15 protein-coding genes are annotated in these 16,223 nt (G+C 46.6%); 7 read left to right on the top strand and 8 right to left on the bottom strand.

What is annotated here, in order from left to right; all coding sequences use genetic code 11:
* From galT to Q0785_RS03570, 3 genes are all read left to right on the top strand, one after another.
* On the top strand, positions 1-1,479 hold the full coding sequence (gene galT / locus Q0785_RS03580) for a UDP-glucose--hexose-1-phosphate uridylyltransferase (protein WP_298825558.1): 1,479 nt from the start codon (positions 1-3) through the stop codon (positions 1,477-1,479).
* A gap of 151 nt (positions 1,480-1,630) precedes the next feature.
* The gene (gene ugpC / locus Q0785_RS03575) at positions 1,631-2,728 is read left to right on the top strand and encodes a sn-glycerol-3-phosphate ABC transporter ATP-binding protein UgpC (protein ID WP_298825556.1); all 1,098 of its coding nucleotides are present in this window, start codon (positions 1,631-1,633) and stop codon (positions 2,726-2,728) included.
* Between the two features lie 371 nt (positions 2,729-3,099).
* Positions 3,100-3,663 (top strand): DUF4256 domain-containing protein, encoded by a 564-nt coding sequence (locus Q0785_RS03570; protein WP_298825554.1) that lies wholly within the window; start codon positions 3,100-3,102, stop codon positions 3,661-3,663.
* Between the two features lie 123 nt (positions 3,664-3,786).
* On the opposite strand, the gene Q0785_RS03565 is transcribed toward Q0785_RS03570, so the two are convergent.
* The 3 genes from Q0785_RS03565 to Q0785_RS03555 all read right to left on the bottom strand — a co-directional run bounded on the left by Q0785_RS03565 (position 3,787) and on the right by Q0785_RS03555 (position 7,375).
* Positions 3,787-4,593 (bottom strand): alpha/beta hydrolase, encoded by an 807-nt coding sequence (locus tag Q0785_RS03565; RefSeq protein WP_298825551.1) that lies wholly within the window; start codon positions 4,591-4,593, stop codon positions 3,787-3,789.
* A gap of 193 nt (positions 4,594-4,786) precedes the next feature.
* Positions 4,787-6,733: an LTA synthase family protein gene (locus Q0785_RS03560; RefSeq protein ID WP_298825547.1), complete on the bottom strand. Its 1,947-nt coding sequence runs from the start codon at positions 6,731-6,733 to the stop codon at positions 4,787-4,789.
* Between the two features lie 276 nt (positions 6,734-7,009).
* On the bottom strand, positions 7,010-7,375 hold the full coding sequence (locus Q0785_RS03555) for a hypothetical protein (protein WP_298825545.1): 366 nt from the start codon (positions 7,373-7,375) through the stop codon (positions 7,010-7,012).
* Between the two features lie 100 nt (positions 7,376-7,475).
* Between Q0785_RS03555 and relB the strand changes: the two genes are divergently transcribed.
* Both relB and Q0785_RS03545 read left to right on the top strand, forming a co-directional pair.
* Positions 7,476-7,688 (top strand): type II toxin-antitoxin system RelB family antitoxin, encoded by a 213-nt coding sequence (gene relB / locus Q0785_RS03550; RefSeq protein ID WP_298825542.1) that lies wholly within the window; start codon positions 7,476-7,478, stop codon positions 7,686-7,688.
* Between the two features lie 4 nt (positions 7,689-7,692).
* Positions 7,693-7,953, top strand: a complete 261-nt coding sequence (locus tag Q0785_RS03545; RefSeq protein ID WP_298825539.1) for a type II toxin-antitoxin system RelE/ParE family toxin — start codon at positions 7,693-7,695, stop codon at positions 7,951-7,953.
* A gap of 95 nt (positions 7,954-8,048) precedes the next feature.
* On the opposite strand, the gene Q0785_RS03540 is transcribed toward Q0785_RS03545, so the two are convergent.
* The 4 genes from Q0785_RS03540 to Q0785_RS03525 all read right to left on the bottom strand — a co-directional run bounded on the left by Q0785_RS03540 (position 8,049) and on the right by Q0785_RS03525 (position 13,465).
* A complete protein-coding gene (locus Q0785_RS03540) occupies positions 8,049-8,810 on the bottom strand; it encodes a hypothetical protein (protein WP_298825536.1) in 762 nt (253 codons plus the stop codon).
* Positions 8,811-8,814: 4 nt separating this feature from the next.
* Entirely contained in the window at positions 8,815-12,588 is a 3,774-nt protein-coding gene (locus Q0785_RS03535) for an AAA domain-containing protein (RefSeq protein ID WP_298825534.1), read from the bottom strand.
* Positions 12,589-12,949: 361 nt separating this feature from the next.
* Positions 12,950-13,207, bottom strand: a complete 258-nt coding sequence (locus tag Q0785_RS03530) for a Txe/YoeB family addiction module toxin (protein WP_298825533.1) — start codon at positions 13,205-13,207, stop codon at positions 12,950-12,952.
* Positions 13,208-13,465: a type II toxin-antitoxin system prevent-host-death family antitoxin gene (locus tag Q0785_RS03525; RefSeq protein ID WP_298825531.1), complete on the bottom strand. Its 258-nt coding sequence runs from the start codon at positions 13,463-13,465 to the stop codon at positions 13,208-13,210.
* Between the two features lie 151 nt (positions 13,466-13,616).
* Between Q0785_RS03525 and Q0785_RS03520 the strand changes: the two genes are divergently transcribed.
* Both Q0785_RS03520 and Q0785_RS03515 read left to right on the top strand, forming a co-directional pair.
* Positions 13,617-14,051: an OsmC family protein gene (locus tag Q0785_RS03520; protein ID WP_298825529.1), complete on the top strand. Its 435-nt coding sequence runs from the start codon at positions 13,617-13,619 to the stop codon at positions 14,049-14,051.
* A 109-nt stretch (positions 14,052-14,160) separates the two neighbouring features.
* Positions 14,161-14,637, top strand: a complete 477-nt coding sequence (locus Q0785_RS03515) for an SRPBCC domain-containing protein (RefSeq protein WP_298825527.1) — start codon at positions 14,161-14,163, stop codon at positions 14,635-14,637.
* A 129-nt stretch (positions 14,638-14,766) separates the two neighbouring features.
* Here the strand turns inward: Q0785_RS03515 and xylE are convergent, their stop codons facing one another.
* Positions 14,767-16,176, bottom strand: a complete 1,410-nt coding sequence (gene xylE, locus Q0785_RS03510) for a D-xylose transporter XylE (RefSeq protein ID WP_298825524.1) — start codon at positions 16,174-16,176, stop codon at positions 14,767-14,769.
* Between the last annotated feature and the right edge of the window lie 47 nt (positions 16,177-16,223).

Genomic DNA, 16,223 nt, shown 5'->3' with positions numbered 1-16,223 from the left:
ATGGTCTATGAAACTCTTGAAGGACTCCTTGCTAAGGCGCTCGAAGCAGACTTGATAGAAGCGGCAGATACAGATTACGTCCGCAACCAGGTGCTGAATCTTTTGGGGTTGGAATCCTTCCCTGAAGAACGGATTGAACCCGCAAATGACACCATTCCAAACTTGCTGGAAAACCTGATTGCCTATGCGGTGGAACGAGAGGTCATCTTGGATATCTTTGATGACAAGGAAATATTATCGGCCTCTATCATGAACTGCTTTGTCGCCCGCCCTTCTGCCATCAATGCCGCATTCAATGAAAAATATGCCCAGTCGCCGATCGCCGCAACCGATTTTTTTTATGGATTAAGCAAAAACAGCAACTATATCCAAATGAACCGGATCCGGAAAAACATTTCCTATAAAGCGGATACTCCCTATGGCCAGATGGACATTACCATCAATCTGTCGAAACCGGAAAAAGACCCCGAACAAATCAGAAGAGAACGCGAGATGAAACAAACACTCAGCTATCCGAAATGCCTGTTGTGCAAAGAAAACGAAGGCTATACTGGACGGATCGGCTATCCGGCGCGCGCCAATCACCGTGTCGTCACCATTCCGCTGACCGGAGAAAACTGGTATTTGCAGTACTCCCCGTATGTTTATTACAACGAACACAGCATCTTGCTTTCTGAAGAGCATCGTGACATGAAGATCGACCGCAATTCTTTTGAGCGGCTGCTCGCTTTTACAGACTTGTTCCCCCATTACTTTATCGGGTCGAACGCCGATTTGCCGATTGTAGGGGGATCGATTTTAAGCCATGACCATTACCAGGCCGGACGTTATGAATTTGCGATGACCAGAGCGGAAGATGCGTTCGGATTCAGCTTGGACGCCTATCCTGATATTGCTGCATCCGTCGTCAAATGGCCGATGTCTGTAATTCGCTTGAAAGCGAAAGAAGTCCACAGCCTGGTGAATGCGGCGGATGACATTTTGCAGGTATGGAGAAATTATTCGGATAGCTCAGCGGATGTGTTGGCCTTCACTGGCGATACACCGCATAATACCGTCACTCCGATTGCGAGAAAGCGCGATGGGCTGTTTGAAATCGACTTGGTGTTGCGAAACAATCGGACAACAGAGGAACATCCGTCCGGAATTTTTCATCCGCACGCGGACGTTCACCACATCAAAAAAGAAAATATCGGCTTGATTGAAGTGATGGGGCTCGCAGTTCTACCGCCTCGCTTGAAAGAGGAACTTGCTGAAATCCAGGAATTTCTGCTCGGAAATGCACATAAGGTAGCCCCTTTCCACCTCCAATGGGCTGAACAATTGAAAGCTCAGTATGGAAAGATTTCACTGCCGGAAGATGCGGAAGCCCTCCTGCAAAAAGAACTCGGGAAAAAATTCGTAAGAGTTCTTGAAGATGCAGGTGTCTTGAAAGAACAAGAAGCATTTAAACGATTTATAGATGCCTTGAATAGATGAGGGCAAGTAATTTTTCACTGCAAATTGAGAATTGGCAACATGCACGAAGACTTCCATTAATTTTGTGCATACTTGCCATTTCTAAATTTCCCACTAAACGGTATGCTTTTATCAGTCAATGAAAGCACTTACATAAACTGGAGGGATTCAAATGGCAGGCTTGAACTTAGTGAATATCAGAAAAGAGTACGATAAAGGTGTTGTATCGGTACAGGATTTCAATCTGGAAATCCGCGACAAAGAGTTTCTCGTATTGGTCGGACCTTCGGGTTGCGGGAAATCTACAACTTTACGGATGATCGCAGGTCTGGAAGATATCACAGAAGGCGACCTGTACATCGGAGACCGCCGAGTAAACGATGTCTCACCGAAAGACCGCGATATTGCTATGGTGTTCCAAAACTATGCGCTTTATCCTCATATGAGTGTCTATGACAATATGGCTTTCAGTTTGAAATTGCGCAAGATGAAAAAAGAAGACATCAAGACACGCGTGGCGAATGCTTCCAAAATCCTCGGCCTTGATGAATATTTGAACCGCAAACCGAAAGCGCTATCCGGTGGCCAACGCCAGCGTGTCGCATTGGGCCGCGCTATCGTCCGTGATGCCGAAGTATTCTTGATGGATGAGCCTTTGTCCAACTTGGATGCTAAACTGCGCGTACAGATGCGCACAGAAATCCAAAAGCTGCACCGTCGCCTGCAGACAACCACTGTCTACGTCACGCATGACCAAACCGAAGCGATGACGATGGCGACTCGCCTGGTTGTCATGAAGGATGGCTTTATCCAGCAGGTCGGTTCGCCGAAAGAAGTGTACGATAAGCCGGATAATATGTTTGTCGGCGGATTTATCGGTTCCCCTTCCATGAACTTCCTGCAAGGAAAAATTGTCGGAGATTCATTCGTAATGGAGGAATTCAAAGTTCTTGTACCTGACGGCAAGCTCACGATGCTGCGCGATCAAGGATATGAAGGCAAGGACATTATGCTTGGCATCCGTCCGGAAGACATCCACGATGAGCCGTTGTTCCTTGAGCATTCACCACATACGAAGCTGAAAGCCTATGTAGAAGTAGCGGAGCTGATGGGATCAGAAATCGTGCTGTATTCAAAAGTGAACGAGCAGGATTTTGTTGCCCGTGTAGATGCCCGCTTTAATGTGGAAGCCGGACAAACCATCGATATGGCTTTTGATATGAATAAAGCCCATTTCTTCGATATCGACTCGGAGCTGCGCATCAAGTAAGGAATTATCGAATATTTTCTTCAACTGATCAGAAAATCCGGACGAGCTGTCGTCCGGATTTTTTCTTGTTTACCCATAATTTTGCGTGTTCCTTATAGGAATTTTGGCTGAACGATTGCAAATCTCTCTGAACGACTGTAAATTCATTTGAACGACTGCAAATCCAGCTGAGCGACCACAAATCCATTTGAACGCCCATAAACCTTCTATGCAATCATCTGGAGATAGCTAAAAGCCTCTTCAAACGCCTCGACTTCCAGCAAAATGAAGACTTGAAGACTATTCAACAGCTAAGGGATCGTATTTACTCTGTTTTTTTACTATACTTAAGCCATCACGAGTAACTTTCATTTCGAGGAGGAGGAAACTGTATGAGCCCGAAAAACAAGCTGACAGCTGAACAGCGTGAAGAATTGCTTGGCACCTTGAAAGCCCGGTTCGAGGAACATATCGATCGGCACGAATGGATGAACTGGGATAAGATCCAGGAAAAGCTGGAGGCGAATCCCGACAAGCTTTGGTCGCTCCATGAAATGGAACGGACCGGAGGCGAGCCGGATGTCCTTGAGTTCGACGAAGCAAAAAACGAGTACGTCTTCTACGATTGCGCAGCGGAAAGTCCGAGTGGCCGCAGAAGTGTTTGCTTTGACCAGAAGGCACTTGATTCGCGGAAGAAAAACAAACCTGAAAACAGCGCGATGGCGATGGCGAATGACATGGGCATCGAACTATTGACGGAAGAACAATACCGCGTCTTGCAGCAGCACGGTACATTCGATGTTAAAACCTCCAGTTGGGTGCAGACGCCCGAAGACATCAGAGACCGCGGCGGCGCTCTGTTCTGCGATTCCCGCTATGGACACGTCTTCCTGTATCACAATGGTGCGGATTCTTATTACGCAGCAAGAGGGTTCCGCGGATTAGTGAGAGTTTAAGCAGCATAATGCGTATGACCGTCTAAATTTTCAAAAGACAAAAAGCATTGCCGATGCCCATCAAAGGGTTTTGGCAATGCTTTTGTCATCACGCACTTAAATATATTTTTTTGACAGAGCATCCTACAGCCGATCCTCCAGCCATTCAATCACTTCATCATAGATTTTGTATTTGGATGGTTCATTGAAGATTTCATGCATTAAGCCAGCGTAAATCTTTAAGGTTTTATCTTTCGAGCCAATTTCCCCATAAAAATCCCGTGAATCTTTTTCGGCAACCAATCCATCTTCATTGCCATGGAGCACCAGTACCGGATCGATGAAACTTTCCGCGTTTTCTTTCAGCCAGGCGATTCCTGGAGCGAATTCATTGATGAGGCCTACAGAAATCTTTTTTTCCACCAGGGGATCTTCCGCGTAGGCTTTGACGACTTCCGGATCACTGCAGACTCCTTCTCCCAGCTCGTTGTCCAAATAGGTGTCTGCCGGCAAGTCCATCGGCAGCGGACCGAAAAGTTCATTATTGTAGCGTGTCAATGCGCCCGATAACACGATTCCCGCTGATTCTTCCGGGTATTTTGTGCCGAATGCTGCAGCTGTAAAGCCGCCCATACTGTGGCCGATCAAAAAGACCTGTTGCTCCCTATTATCTTCTTTCGCCAAATCTATAATTGCTTTCAGGTCATCCGGCATTTCATTAAAATCCTTGAAGAAAGTCCGCTCCCCTTCTGAACGGGCATGGCCGCGCTGTTCGTAGCGGTACACTGTAAAGTTATGACGCAGCAAGGTTTCTGCCAATGCATCGTAACGCCCTAAGTGCTCTGCTAAACCGTGGGCAATCACTACTGCCGCTTTTTGCTCATCAGCCATATCTTTGCGGGTGAACAGCTGGGTTCCATCGAAAGACCCAATCATCTTCTCTTCGCTCATCAAACATCCTCCATTCGAGTGGCTCTATTTCCTATTGGTAGTATTCTCCATCAATCAAAAACCACCTTCTTCCTGATGGAAGTTTTTCCGGGATCTGCTTCGAAGACTGCCGCTTCATGAATAAAATATGCAAAAAAAAGCTATCCTGCGAGATGGCAGAACCGCCTCTCCGGATAACTTTTACTTGTATCGCTTATTCAGCTGCTTCATCCAAAATCCCCTGATAGCTGTAATCCGCTGGATCGATAGGGGTAAATCCGCTTGGTGTATAGAACCTCAGCAAATCTCCATTGACCAGCTGATCGGAAAGCTGCAATTCGTAGCTTCCGTGCTGTTGGAACATCTCGGCTTGCTCCATCAGGCTTTCATCTATCGGCAATCCCGTTTCCGGATCATAGAAAGATTCGCCGATCGAGTAAATCTCCGGACTGACATAATTCCCGTTTCGGAAAGTGACCAGTTCTTCGTGTTCTTCAGACAATAGATCGGTACCGAATTGAATGTTGTTTTGCGTTTCAACACCCAGCAAATGCATCACTGTCGGCAACAGATCAATCTGGCCGCCATAGGTATGATTGGTTCCGCCTTCTACACCCGGCACATGGATGAACAATGGCACACGCTGCAGTTTGGCATTTTCAACCGGCGTGATTTCTTTTGAAAGCACCTGCTCCATCGCTTCATTGTGGTTGTCCGAAATTCCGTAATGGTCGCCGTACATGACGATCATGGTGTTGTCGGCCAGACCGGACTCTTCCAGTTGCGTAAAGAACTGCTCGATCGCTTCATCCGCATAGCGGGCAGTCTGGAAATAATTATCGACACTGGCATCGCCCGTCGTGCCTTTTTCGATCGTCGTCAAACTCTGATCGATATTATAAGGGAAGTGATGTGAAACCGTGATGAATTTCGTATAGAAAGGTTCCGGCAACGACTCCAAAAGAGGAGCTGACTGCTCGAAGAACGGCTTATCCATAACGCCATATTCGGCCATATCCTCTTCTGTCAGATCCGTATACGACTCAATATCGAAGAAATGGTCAAAACCAAAGGATTTATAGATTTCAGAGCGGTTCCAGAACGTTCCGTTATTGCCGTGGAACACGGCAGATGTATAGCCTTTATCCTTCAAAATGGCAGGAGCAGCCTGGTAGGTGTTCTGTCCTTTGGTGATGAATGCAGAACCTTTCGGCAAGCCATACAAGGAATTCTCCAGCATGAACTCTGCATCGGAGGTTTTTCCTTGCGCCGTCTGATGGAAGAAATTATCGAAATACAAGGTATCCTGATCATCGATCAATGAATTCAGGAACGGCGTGACTTCTTCTCCGTTCAATTCATAATCCATCAGGAATGTCTGGAACGATTCCAGATGCAGGTAAACGACATTCATGCCTTCCGCCGCACCGAAATACGCTTCATTGGGACTCGCGTAATTGGATTTGGTATAGTTCAACACTACCGTGCCATCGTCACTGTCAGCGAGTACCCGCTGGGAAGAAGATTTCACGGTTTCAACTGTGTCGTAAAGCGCGTAGTTGTACATGCCCAAATATTTGACGATGTAATTCCGGTCAAATCCGCGCGTCAACAGTTCCGGACGATCGGCTTCCGCCAAAGCCAGGTTAAAGAAGGAAATAGCCAAGGCAATCGTCACTACCGGGATCGCAGCTTTGGTTTTGAAATTCCGTTGATCTTTTTTGACCCGTTTCGAAACCACCAAAGCTACCAGCAACAAGACATCCACAAAGAAAAAGATGTCGGTCGGCTGGATCAGCGTTGCCACGCTGCCGCCTAAATCGCCGAAATTCTGCGTTTGGAACAAGGTCGGCAACGTGATGAAATCACTGAAAAAGCGGTAGTAGACCACGTTCGCATACAACAGGACAGACATCCCGACATAGATCAGCAAAAGTGATATGTATTTCCGGGTTCCTTTAAAGAACAGGGACAGGCTTAACAGCAACAATGCGGAGCCAAGAGGGTTAAGCAACAGCAGGAATTCCTGCAGCGGTCCTTCGACATCCAATTTAAACTGCGTTTTTTGGGATACATAGGTCTTCATCCACAGCATAAAAACTGCCAGCAGAAAGATCGGGATGAATTTATTCAACTTTTCATTAGTCATCAAATTTTTCATTTTTATAGTGCACCTTCTCATAATGGGTATTCACAAGGATTTTGGGACATTGAATTTTATATAATGCAATTGTTAAGTTCGAGTAAATTTTACGTAAATAATAGCACAACAGAGTCTATTCTACTCCAATAACCTAGAAAATGACAGTTTAAGATATTTTCAGAATACTCACTGCAGCAATTTCAGTGTAATAAAATAAGCTTATAAAAATTCGCCAAGAGCGGAGCAGAGTGTCCGTAGTATAGGACGACATGAGTGCCCCTTTAAGTTCCCTGGTTAATCCCTTAAAAAGTAATCCATCGCTTCAATAGCCAATTCCAACGAAGCAATCCTTCTCTCCAGAAGCGTCCGCTGAGGACTGTCCGGCTTAGCTTTGATCTGCATGCTTTCTATAGAAGGCAATAACCCTGCCAGCACATCTCGGGCGTCCGCCATTTCTTCCTTGCTGTAGGAATTAGGATTTTCATGCCAAATTATTTCCAGAACGGCCAACCCCATGTGAAATGCTTGAAGCCGTTTTTCCATCAGGCTTGTACTTGCGCCTTTTCCCTTCATCTGCACCAATGCTTTTTCGGATTTCCGGATGGTCGATTGGAAAGAGTTGATCGATTCCGTTTGAATGGCTGTGGGTACATTTTTCATGGCAGATTGTCTCCTTTCATATCTGAATCAAACATAATCAGTTTACAAAAATCCAACTTCGTATTACAATGTATTACAAATAGGTCAAGGAGGTTTTAGTATGGCGACAATTTCATTGAGAGTCGATGAGCGTGACAGCAAGCTTATACGTGATTATGCCAAATTGAAAAAAACATCTGTATCTGATTTAATGAGAAATGCCATAATTGAAAAGATTGAAGATGAAATTGACCTGGAAAGTTTCGACCGTATCTTGGCAGACATGGAAAAGACCTATTCTTTGGATGAAGTAAAAAAAGAACTGGGTATATAACCGAATGTATACGGTTCGATTTTCAGATGCAGCATTAAAAAAATTGAAAAAGATGGATCGATATCAAGCATCTTTATTACTTGGTTGGATAGAAAAAAATCTAACCGATTGTTCTGATCCCCGATTACATGGAAAAGCTCTCGTTGCTGATCATAGAGGAAAATGGCGTTACCGGGTTGGAGATTATCGTATTTTAGCGTTAATCGAAGACGAGGAAATCACCATCACCATTATTGATGTTGGTCACCGTAAGGATATTTATTGATGAAGAAGAGGCACCGTTTCGATTTCGAAACGGTGCCTCTTCTTCATCTTTAACGGTTCGAATTTTTTATTGTCAGCCGTACAAGCCAAACATCATCAAACCAAAGCCGCTTCCCGTTCTTCCATCGCCTTCCGCCATTTCACAACTTCGCGCGCTTCGATCTGTTTCTCCAGCGTTTCATCCCAGCTGCTGTTCAGCGTATTCCAAACACGGGCATAGAAAATGTCCTGCTTTTGATTGTAGAGTTGAAATTCGAAGCACGGAATATGGACCGTGTCCTGCTCGATGCATCCCGTAATGCCGGTGATGAGCGTTTGAAAGCTTTCTTCCCCGAGATTCGATCCTTCTTTGGAAAGAAGCTGATACATGCGGTCCTTGTTCAAGCTGCCTTTCACGGGATAGCGGTAAATCGGGAGCGTATCTTCTGCCTCTGGAAACACGTCATCTGCCGCCAGCCAGTAGTCGTCTAGGACGGCGCTGTAGGCGATGACCGTTTCACTTCCTGCCATCTCTTCTTCGAAAATCCCTTTGCCCAGGTAGTCATAGCCTTTGGCTGTCAGTTTATAGCCCTGCTTTTCCAGCCCGATCAAACCCGTACGCTGCATCTTGCCGATCAAGTCACTGATGAACAATTCCTCCACGAACAGCATATCGGACAGAGTGGCAGCGCGGCGGATATCGGCTTCCTGAAAAGCCAGCAGCAGCATCTTCATCAGAATATCCATCTTCAGCCGTTTGACCCGGTCAAAGCTGACGTCGTATAAAACGGCCGGCAGCTTCCACCGTTTTTCATTGATGATCGCCACATCGGGATCTCCCGCTACAGTCGTCCGCAGCTCTTCCATCTGCTTGTCCAATTCCTCACCCCCTGCTCTTCTCTAAGGTCTTCAAACCATTTTTCTTTTTCACGACTTCTAATACATGCCGGTACATTTTTCTCGTTTCCGGCTGTTTGGCGCGTTCTGTGAACATCTTGGAACTGCCGACAAGCACCAGTAATTCCTTGGCACGTGACAAGGCCACGTTCAACCGCCGGTAATCTTTCGCAAAGCCGATATCGCCATGCTTGTTTTGGTTATTGCGCACCATGCTGAGTACGATGATGTCCCGTTCACTTCCCTGGAAGCGGTCGACCGTCCCAGTCCGGACAGTCAGATGCGGCAGGCGCAGTTCCTGGTCGATCATGCGCTGAAGGCGCTTGACCTGTTCACCGTAAAAGCTGATGACGCCGATGCTCTTCTGCTGGTCCATATGGATTCTTCCAGCTTGCTTCGCTTCTCCAGCCGCTTCATTCAAGTCCACCAATAACGAACGGATTTCCTGGAGTTCCCCTGCATTATACAAACTTTTCCCGCCGTTCATCCGCTCTTCAAAATAAGCCGATTCATTCGGCAGATCCAGCCACATGAGGTGATTGCTGCGTTTCACAGCGCTCGATTCCAACAGATGGTCGCGTTCCCGGTCGGAATCCAGAATGCCGCATTGCAGCTGATCCTTTTCCAATTTATAGAACGGCGCAATGGTTTCCATGATGTCTTCGTGCATCCGGTACTGGATTGCGAGCATCGTCTTATTGGCAGCCGGCAGATTTTTGTAGAGCCTCTCAAACAGCGACTCTTCCAACAGCTTTTCGAGCTCTTTCTTTTCTTCGAAACCGTTGTCTTCATCGATCATTTCCTGCAGTGTTTCTTCCAATGTATCGTTGCCGAGAAGCGGCGGCAATTGATGATGGTCCCCGACCAAAATGATTTTCTTGCCCTTCAGCATCGGCAGCAACAGTTCCGGCGGCGTGGCTTTTGATACTTCATCGATGATGACCACATCAAATTCCGGGTAGTTGTCGATGAAATCCTTGCGCGCCGAAGCGACACAGGTCGTTCCGATGACATTGGCGTGCTTGATATACAACTTCCGGATCTCGTCCAAATCGTGTTCGTTCGCCCCTGCCAATAAATCCAGCCATTTCTTCTGTACCGACTGCAGCAACGGCAGGTTCTTCATTTCCTGTTTGAGCGATTCTTTGGTGAACGACAGACTGGCAAGCTCTTTCGCCGCCTGCTCAAATTGCCGCTCCACGTCGGAAGACAGGATGTCGTGTAGGGCAGCCAACTCTTGTTCGCGATCCGCGATCGCCGCTTCCACTTTCTTGATTTCATTGTCGATAGCAGCGATTCTCGCTTCCGTCTGTTCAAGATCTGCAGTCTTTTGGATGCGTTCAGCTCGGTGCTCTTCTATCCGCTGTTGTGCCTCATCAAAAGAAGCTTTCTGTTTTTCCAGTTCGGCAAGCTCTGATTTAAGCCTGCGGATCGCCGCTTCGATATCGTCCGGAAGCTCAGCCGCATCGGGCATTTCCCGGTAGCGCTGTTCAAGCGGAGCCATCTCTTCTTCGTGCTTTTCCTGCTTTTCGAGCCATTTCTCGTCCCACAACCGGTATTGCTTCTGCTGCTTGACGAGCTGTTCACACAAGACCCTCTTCAAATCCTGGAAAGCCCGCTTCGATTCTGCTGCATAGACATCCAAGGATTTAAGCTTGGCGCCTCTGCTCCAGAGATTGTTTTGCCGTCTGTACAAACCGGCAAGCGCTTTTTTCAGCACTGCCGCATCCGTCCGCTGCGAGCTTTTCAACAGCGTCCGGAGCTTCTCCAAATACTCATCGATTTCTGCAGAGGTATAGGCACCATTCTGTGTTAGCGTCTGTTGCTTGAAATCGGCGAAGGAAATGCCGGTCGGCGCCAATAATTTCTCAAGATAGGCAATCGCAGCGGTGACGAGCTCGTTGTATTGATTGAGCTTGCCCCATTCCTCCATGTTTTCGCGGTTCGCTTCCAGCCGGTTGATCAAATAGGTCAAAGAGGGAACTTCCTCAACCCGCTGTTCTTTTATCACTTGAAGCAAACCGTCGATTTTCTTGATGCTATCCATGTTTTGGACGGCCTTTTCCTTCTGTTCGATGATGTCCGCCATTTGGTCGCGTCTTTCTGTAATCACAGCGAGTTCCTGCCTTTTTACCGACAGGTCCTGCTCCAGCCGGTTCAGCCCAAGTGCGCGCTGAAGCACGTTGAGGCGCTGCTGGATAGACTGCTGCTGTTGCTGGAACCAATCACCGGTTCCTTTGCTGTCAATAAAGGTGGAATCCTGATCGATCCGATCCTTAAGTTTCTGCAGCTGCTGTTTCGTTTCCTGGCTTTGGGCTCCAGCCTTGTCTTTCTCGAGTTCGCATGTTGCCAGTTTTATCTGCTCTTTTTCAAGCAGCTTTTGGATGGCTTGTTGCTTGCTCTGTGCTGCTTTTTTCTCTTCAACTGCCGCTTCTAAACTTTCATAGACCGGCTGCAGTTTTAAAGTAGCCTGTTCATTGGCCAAAATTTCGTTTTTTAATTCCGGTTCGCGTTTTTCACGCATTTCGTATTGATCGGTGATTTCTGCCAGCGTATGGTCTTTCCAGTACTGCCCGACATTTTCTTCGATGAATTTCTTGCCTTCTTCTTCGATGCTCTCCGTCCGTCCGACACGCAAAATCCGGATGTCTTTATTGGCAAGCAGACGGCCGAGTGCGTTATCGACTGCCAGATTGGATTGCGAAGCGACCAGCGTCCGCAAGCCTTTCCGGGCATTCTGCAGGCAGATTTCCGAAATGACCGTCGTTTTCCCCGTCCCCGGCGGTCCCTGGATGACGTACAGATCTTCAGCCGCCATCGCCCCGGAAACCGCTTTTTGCTGGAATTCATTCAACCGGTTATGGAAGGATAATTTCTCTAAAGGCTGGAGCGGCTTGACCGGTGGTTTTTCCTCGAACAGGATCCGGTCCAGGTTCGGATTGACCGCAAGCCCTTTTTCCAGATTGGCGAAGCCCTTCCGCAGCCGCCTGATTTGGCTCAAGGCCGCAAAATTGCTGAAGACCACTTCCTTTTTATCGAGTGACAGCCCTTTTTCACGGAGCTGTTTGATGATATAACTTTGAAGTTCCACTTCCACTGTACGGTTCGCCGCTTTGATGACTGTGCCGATGTCGCCCTGGATTCCGGTGAGCCGTACGGTCAGGTTTTTCAATGACTTCCATTCTGTGTCTTTCAGTTGGCAGCCCTTCAAGGTGATGCGGCTGAAATCATGACTGAACGCCAGATTGGAATAACCCGTCTTGATGTCCGGGATGTCCATGCCGCGTTCCTGGATCTTCAAATAGCCTTCCCAGCTGCCGATCCGCTTTTTGACATAATCCGAACTGTCCTTAGCTGGCGTCATCCGGTTGACGAGATTGATCAGCGAAACAGGAGCGGGATCACGGGAGCGGTCAAATACCATGTATTCCTCTCGCTGCCAATTGGTTCCGAGCGCCTGATAGGATTTTCGGAGTGTCAAATTGGTGATCAGCAAATTGTGATTCGTGAAGACACCGTGCAGGACGATCGCCCCTTGCAGCTCTTTGCCGGCCAGCCGGACATTCTCCGCGCTGTCCAGGATCAACGCAACCGAAAGCTCGCCATCCGCGTTGGACGGGTAACGTTCGATGAACACCTTGAATGCTTTGTCCGCAACAAAAAACGAGCGTTCGCTGATTCCGAACCCTCCCATTTTTTCCATAGCCGTCTTGGTCAACCGTATTGAAGTTCTGATTGTTGCTGTTTGTGCTTTAACCATCTAATCACCTGTTCTTTTAAAGCTGAAGAATTTTCAAACCGGCTCATTCCACCTGATCTGTTTTCATCTAATCATATCATCTATTGATGGTAATTAGCTTTAAAAGTTGTGATTTTCCGCGAATATATGTTCGTTTTTTCTTGAAATGAAGAAGCAAGGCCTGAAGAAATCCCTCCAGGTGGATGCTTTCTGATAAGGCTCTGTTTTACGATTTTCGGTATAGGCAATAATAAAGACGGACAAACAAAAAATACCACTTTCGAAACCGGTTGATTTCGTTGAAAGTGGTAGCTGTTCTATGAAAATGAGTATTGTAGTTTTTTATTCCCACTCACACTTTTTGATTTTACAGATAAAGAATCTACTTGTAATGATACTTGCACTGCAGAATATAGACATTCTTTTCGTCAATTCGATAAACCAGACGATCTGTTTCATTGATCCTTCTTGACCAATAGCCGTTCAGATCATAGCGCAAAGGCTCCGGTTTCCCTATGCCTTCGTATCCATTGCGTTGAATATCTTGAATCAATGAATTAATCCGCTTCAAAGTTTTTTTATCTTCGATTTGCCAATCAGTGTATTCTGTCCAAGCCTTCTCTGTAAAGATAATATTCATTCAATCAAGTTCTAAAAGGCTCTGTGAAGCAGACAAGCCTTCTTCCAATTGTTTTTTGGACTCCATCAAATGCTTACGATTTGCTTCATGACCCAGTAAATGCATGTTTTCCATCAAATTATTGTATTCCTCAGCGGATATCATAACGACATTTTTTTCGTTTTTCCGTGTAACCACTATCGTTTCAAAGTCGTCTGTGACCTTATCCATATAACCTTTTAGATTGTTTCGCAACGAAGAATAATTGATTGCTTCCATATAATCACCTTCCTTAAAAACATTGTACAACATCTTGTACAATAAATAAAATATAAGATCTGGTCCCCAATTTTTAGTAGAAGGTTTAATTCCGATAAACTATTCAGACAATAGATGATACACTGTAAGAAAAACAGGAGGAGGATGCGTGATGGAGACAGATCAATTGATGCTCACCACGAAATGGCTAGGGGATTTTGTTTTTTCGGCAGTCGGCCAAGGCGGGCATTCACTGACGATGGATGCTCATCAGGGAGTAGGCAACGAACAAGGACTATTGCCGATGCAGGCACTGCTCGGTTCGCTTGCGGGATGTGTCGGCATGGATGTCGTCATGATTTTGCGGTCGAAGATGGAAGAGATTCGTTCCCTCGAGATCATCACCGAAGGAAAAAAACGACGGAACCCACCTAAAGAGTTCCTGTCCATTGTAGTGACCTTCCATATTGAAGGTGATATTGCTGCAGATAAAGTGCTGCATGCCATTGAAGTGAGTGGAGAAAAATATTGTCCTGTCGCCCATTCGCTTAAAGCGGAGGTCCGCTACCGGCTCATGCTGAATGGTGAAGAAGTCGCCGCTGACTAGCGGCGTTTTTTTATGGCATGGATCAGGCTAATTAGGCCCAAGTATCCGGCATAATTTCTAACCCAAATTGGGTATACTATACCAAACAAAATACAGGAGGTTGTTGAACATGGCGCATCCACCCAGCAACAGAATCGATTCTGCTTCAAGAGTGATTGCAGCAACGCCTAAAGCCATCTATCAGGCATTTATGGATCCTGAAGCTTTGCGTTCCTGGCTCCCATCTAAAGGAATGTCCGCTTATATCGATGTGTTCGATTCTCGAGAAGGCGGAGCTTATAAACTGACGCTGACGTACGAAACCGATCATTCAAATCCCGGCAAAACCTCAGACCATACCGACGTCTCCCAAGGGAGATTTCTGGAACTGGTTCCCGACACAAAAATCGTATTGGCCGGCCAGTTTGATTCTGAAGATCCAGCGTTTACCGGCGAGATGATCCAAACCTGGTATTTGGAAGCTGTGTTGGAAGGAACAAAGGTCACCATCGTTTGTGAACATGTTCCTGAAGGGATCCGGAAGGAAGATCATAACGATGGTTTAGCTTCCACACTTGAAAACCTTGCCCAGTTTATTGAGATATAGACTGGGCAAACTCTGCTTATCTAATGAAGACAAATGAACTCATAAGAATCATTTATTGTTTTCGTTATATTTTTTAAAAAACCGAGCCGCCCCACCCAGATCATCCTGGATAGAGCGGCTCGGTTTCTGTTATTGATCGACTACTGCTTTTGCGTCTTGTGACTTCTTCAAAATGATTTCAAGTTCTTCCAGTGATTTGCCTTTTGTTTCAGGAATGAACTTCCAGACAAACAATGCGGAAAGGATGCTCATCACGCCGTAGATTCCGTAAGTCATCGCGCCGCTTACTTCCATCATCGCTGGGTAAGTTGATGAAACGAAATAGTTGGCGGCCCACTGGAATGCAACGGCAATCGCCAATGCCTGCCCTCTGATTTTGTTCGGGAAAATTTCAGACAGCAAGACCCAGACGACCGGACCCCATGACATCATGAACGAAGCTGTGTAGATGATGATGAAGACCAACGTGGCGGTGCCGATCTGCTCGAAGTACGCAAGCCCTGCCACACCGAACATCCCGATGGTCATCCCGATGGAACCGATGATCAGTAGCGGCTTGCGGCCGACTTTGTCCACAGTGACAATAGCGATGATCGTGAAGATGACATTGACCAAGCCCATGACGATGGTTTGGAAGAGTGAAGCATCGCGCCCAGCACCCATGCTTTCAAAGATGCGCGGTGCATAATACAGGGCTACGTTGATACCGACAAATTGCTGGAACACCGAAAGCAGGATTCCGACAATGATAATTCCTCTTCCGTAAGCAAAGAGTTTTTCTTTCTTGTCATCAAAGGAATTTTTTATTTCATATAAAGTGGCTTTTGCCATAGTGGTATCGTACGTTTTCAGCAAAATGCCCATTGCTTTGTCGTCTTTGTGCTTAGACACGAGATATCTCGGTGTTTCCGGAACGAAAAACAACAACAAGAGGAACAGAAGTGCTGGAATCGTTTCAGAAGCGAACATGTATCTCCAGCCGAGATCATTGATCCATTCCAGGGTCTGGCCTCTCGCGATTCCCCAGTTGACGAAGTAGACAACCAACATGCCGAAAATAATGGCGAATTGGTTCAACGAGACGAGGCGCCCTCTCAATTTTGGAGGAGCAATTTCTCCGATGTACATCGGAGCGACTGCAGAAGCCAGGCCGACGCCGATTCCACCGATGATCCGGTAAAAGTTGAACGTTGTCAGCAAAGCGATAGACGGCTCGCCTGGTGTGAAGAATAAAAATTCAGGATAAGCAGAGCCAAGCGCGGAAACTAGAAATAAAAATGCAGCTATAATTAAAGTATATTTGCGACCGATACCTGCAGAAAAATATCCTGATAAAACTCCGCCGATGATACAGCCGATCAACGCACTGGAAACCGTCAATCCGTGGATAAAGGAACTGAGCCCCAAACTATCGGTAAAATAGGTCTGCAGCGAGCTTTCTGCACCAGAGATGACGGCCGTGTCATAACCGAACAAAAGACCTCCCAGTGTTGCTACTAAGGTAATGCCAACGATGTACAAAAGCTTAGAATTCTTCATTTGGCTAGCAAGAGCAGAATCATTACTGCCCTTTCCTCCTCTCAATC

It is taken from the genome of uncultured Planococcus sp. (assembly GCF_947501725.1).
Classification (GTDB): Bacteria; Bacillota; Bacilli; order Bacillales_A; family Planococcaceae; genus Planococcus; species Planococcus donghaensis_C.
This window is presented reverse-complemented; position numbering and strand designations above follow the sequence as displayed.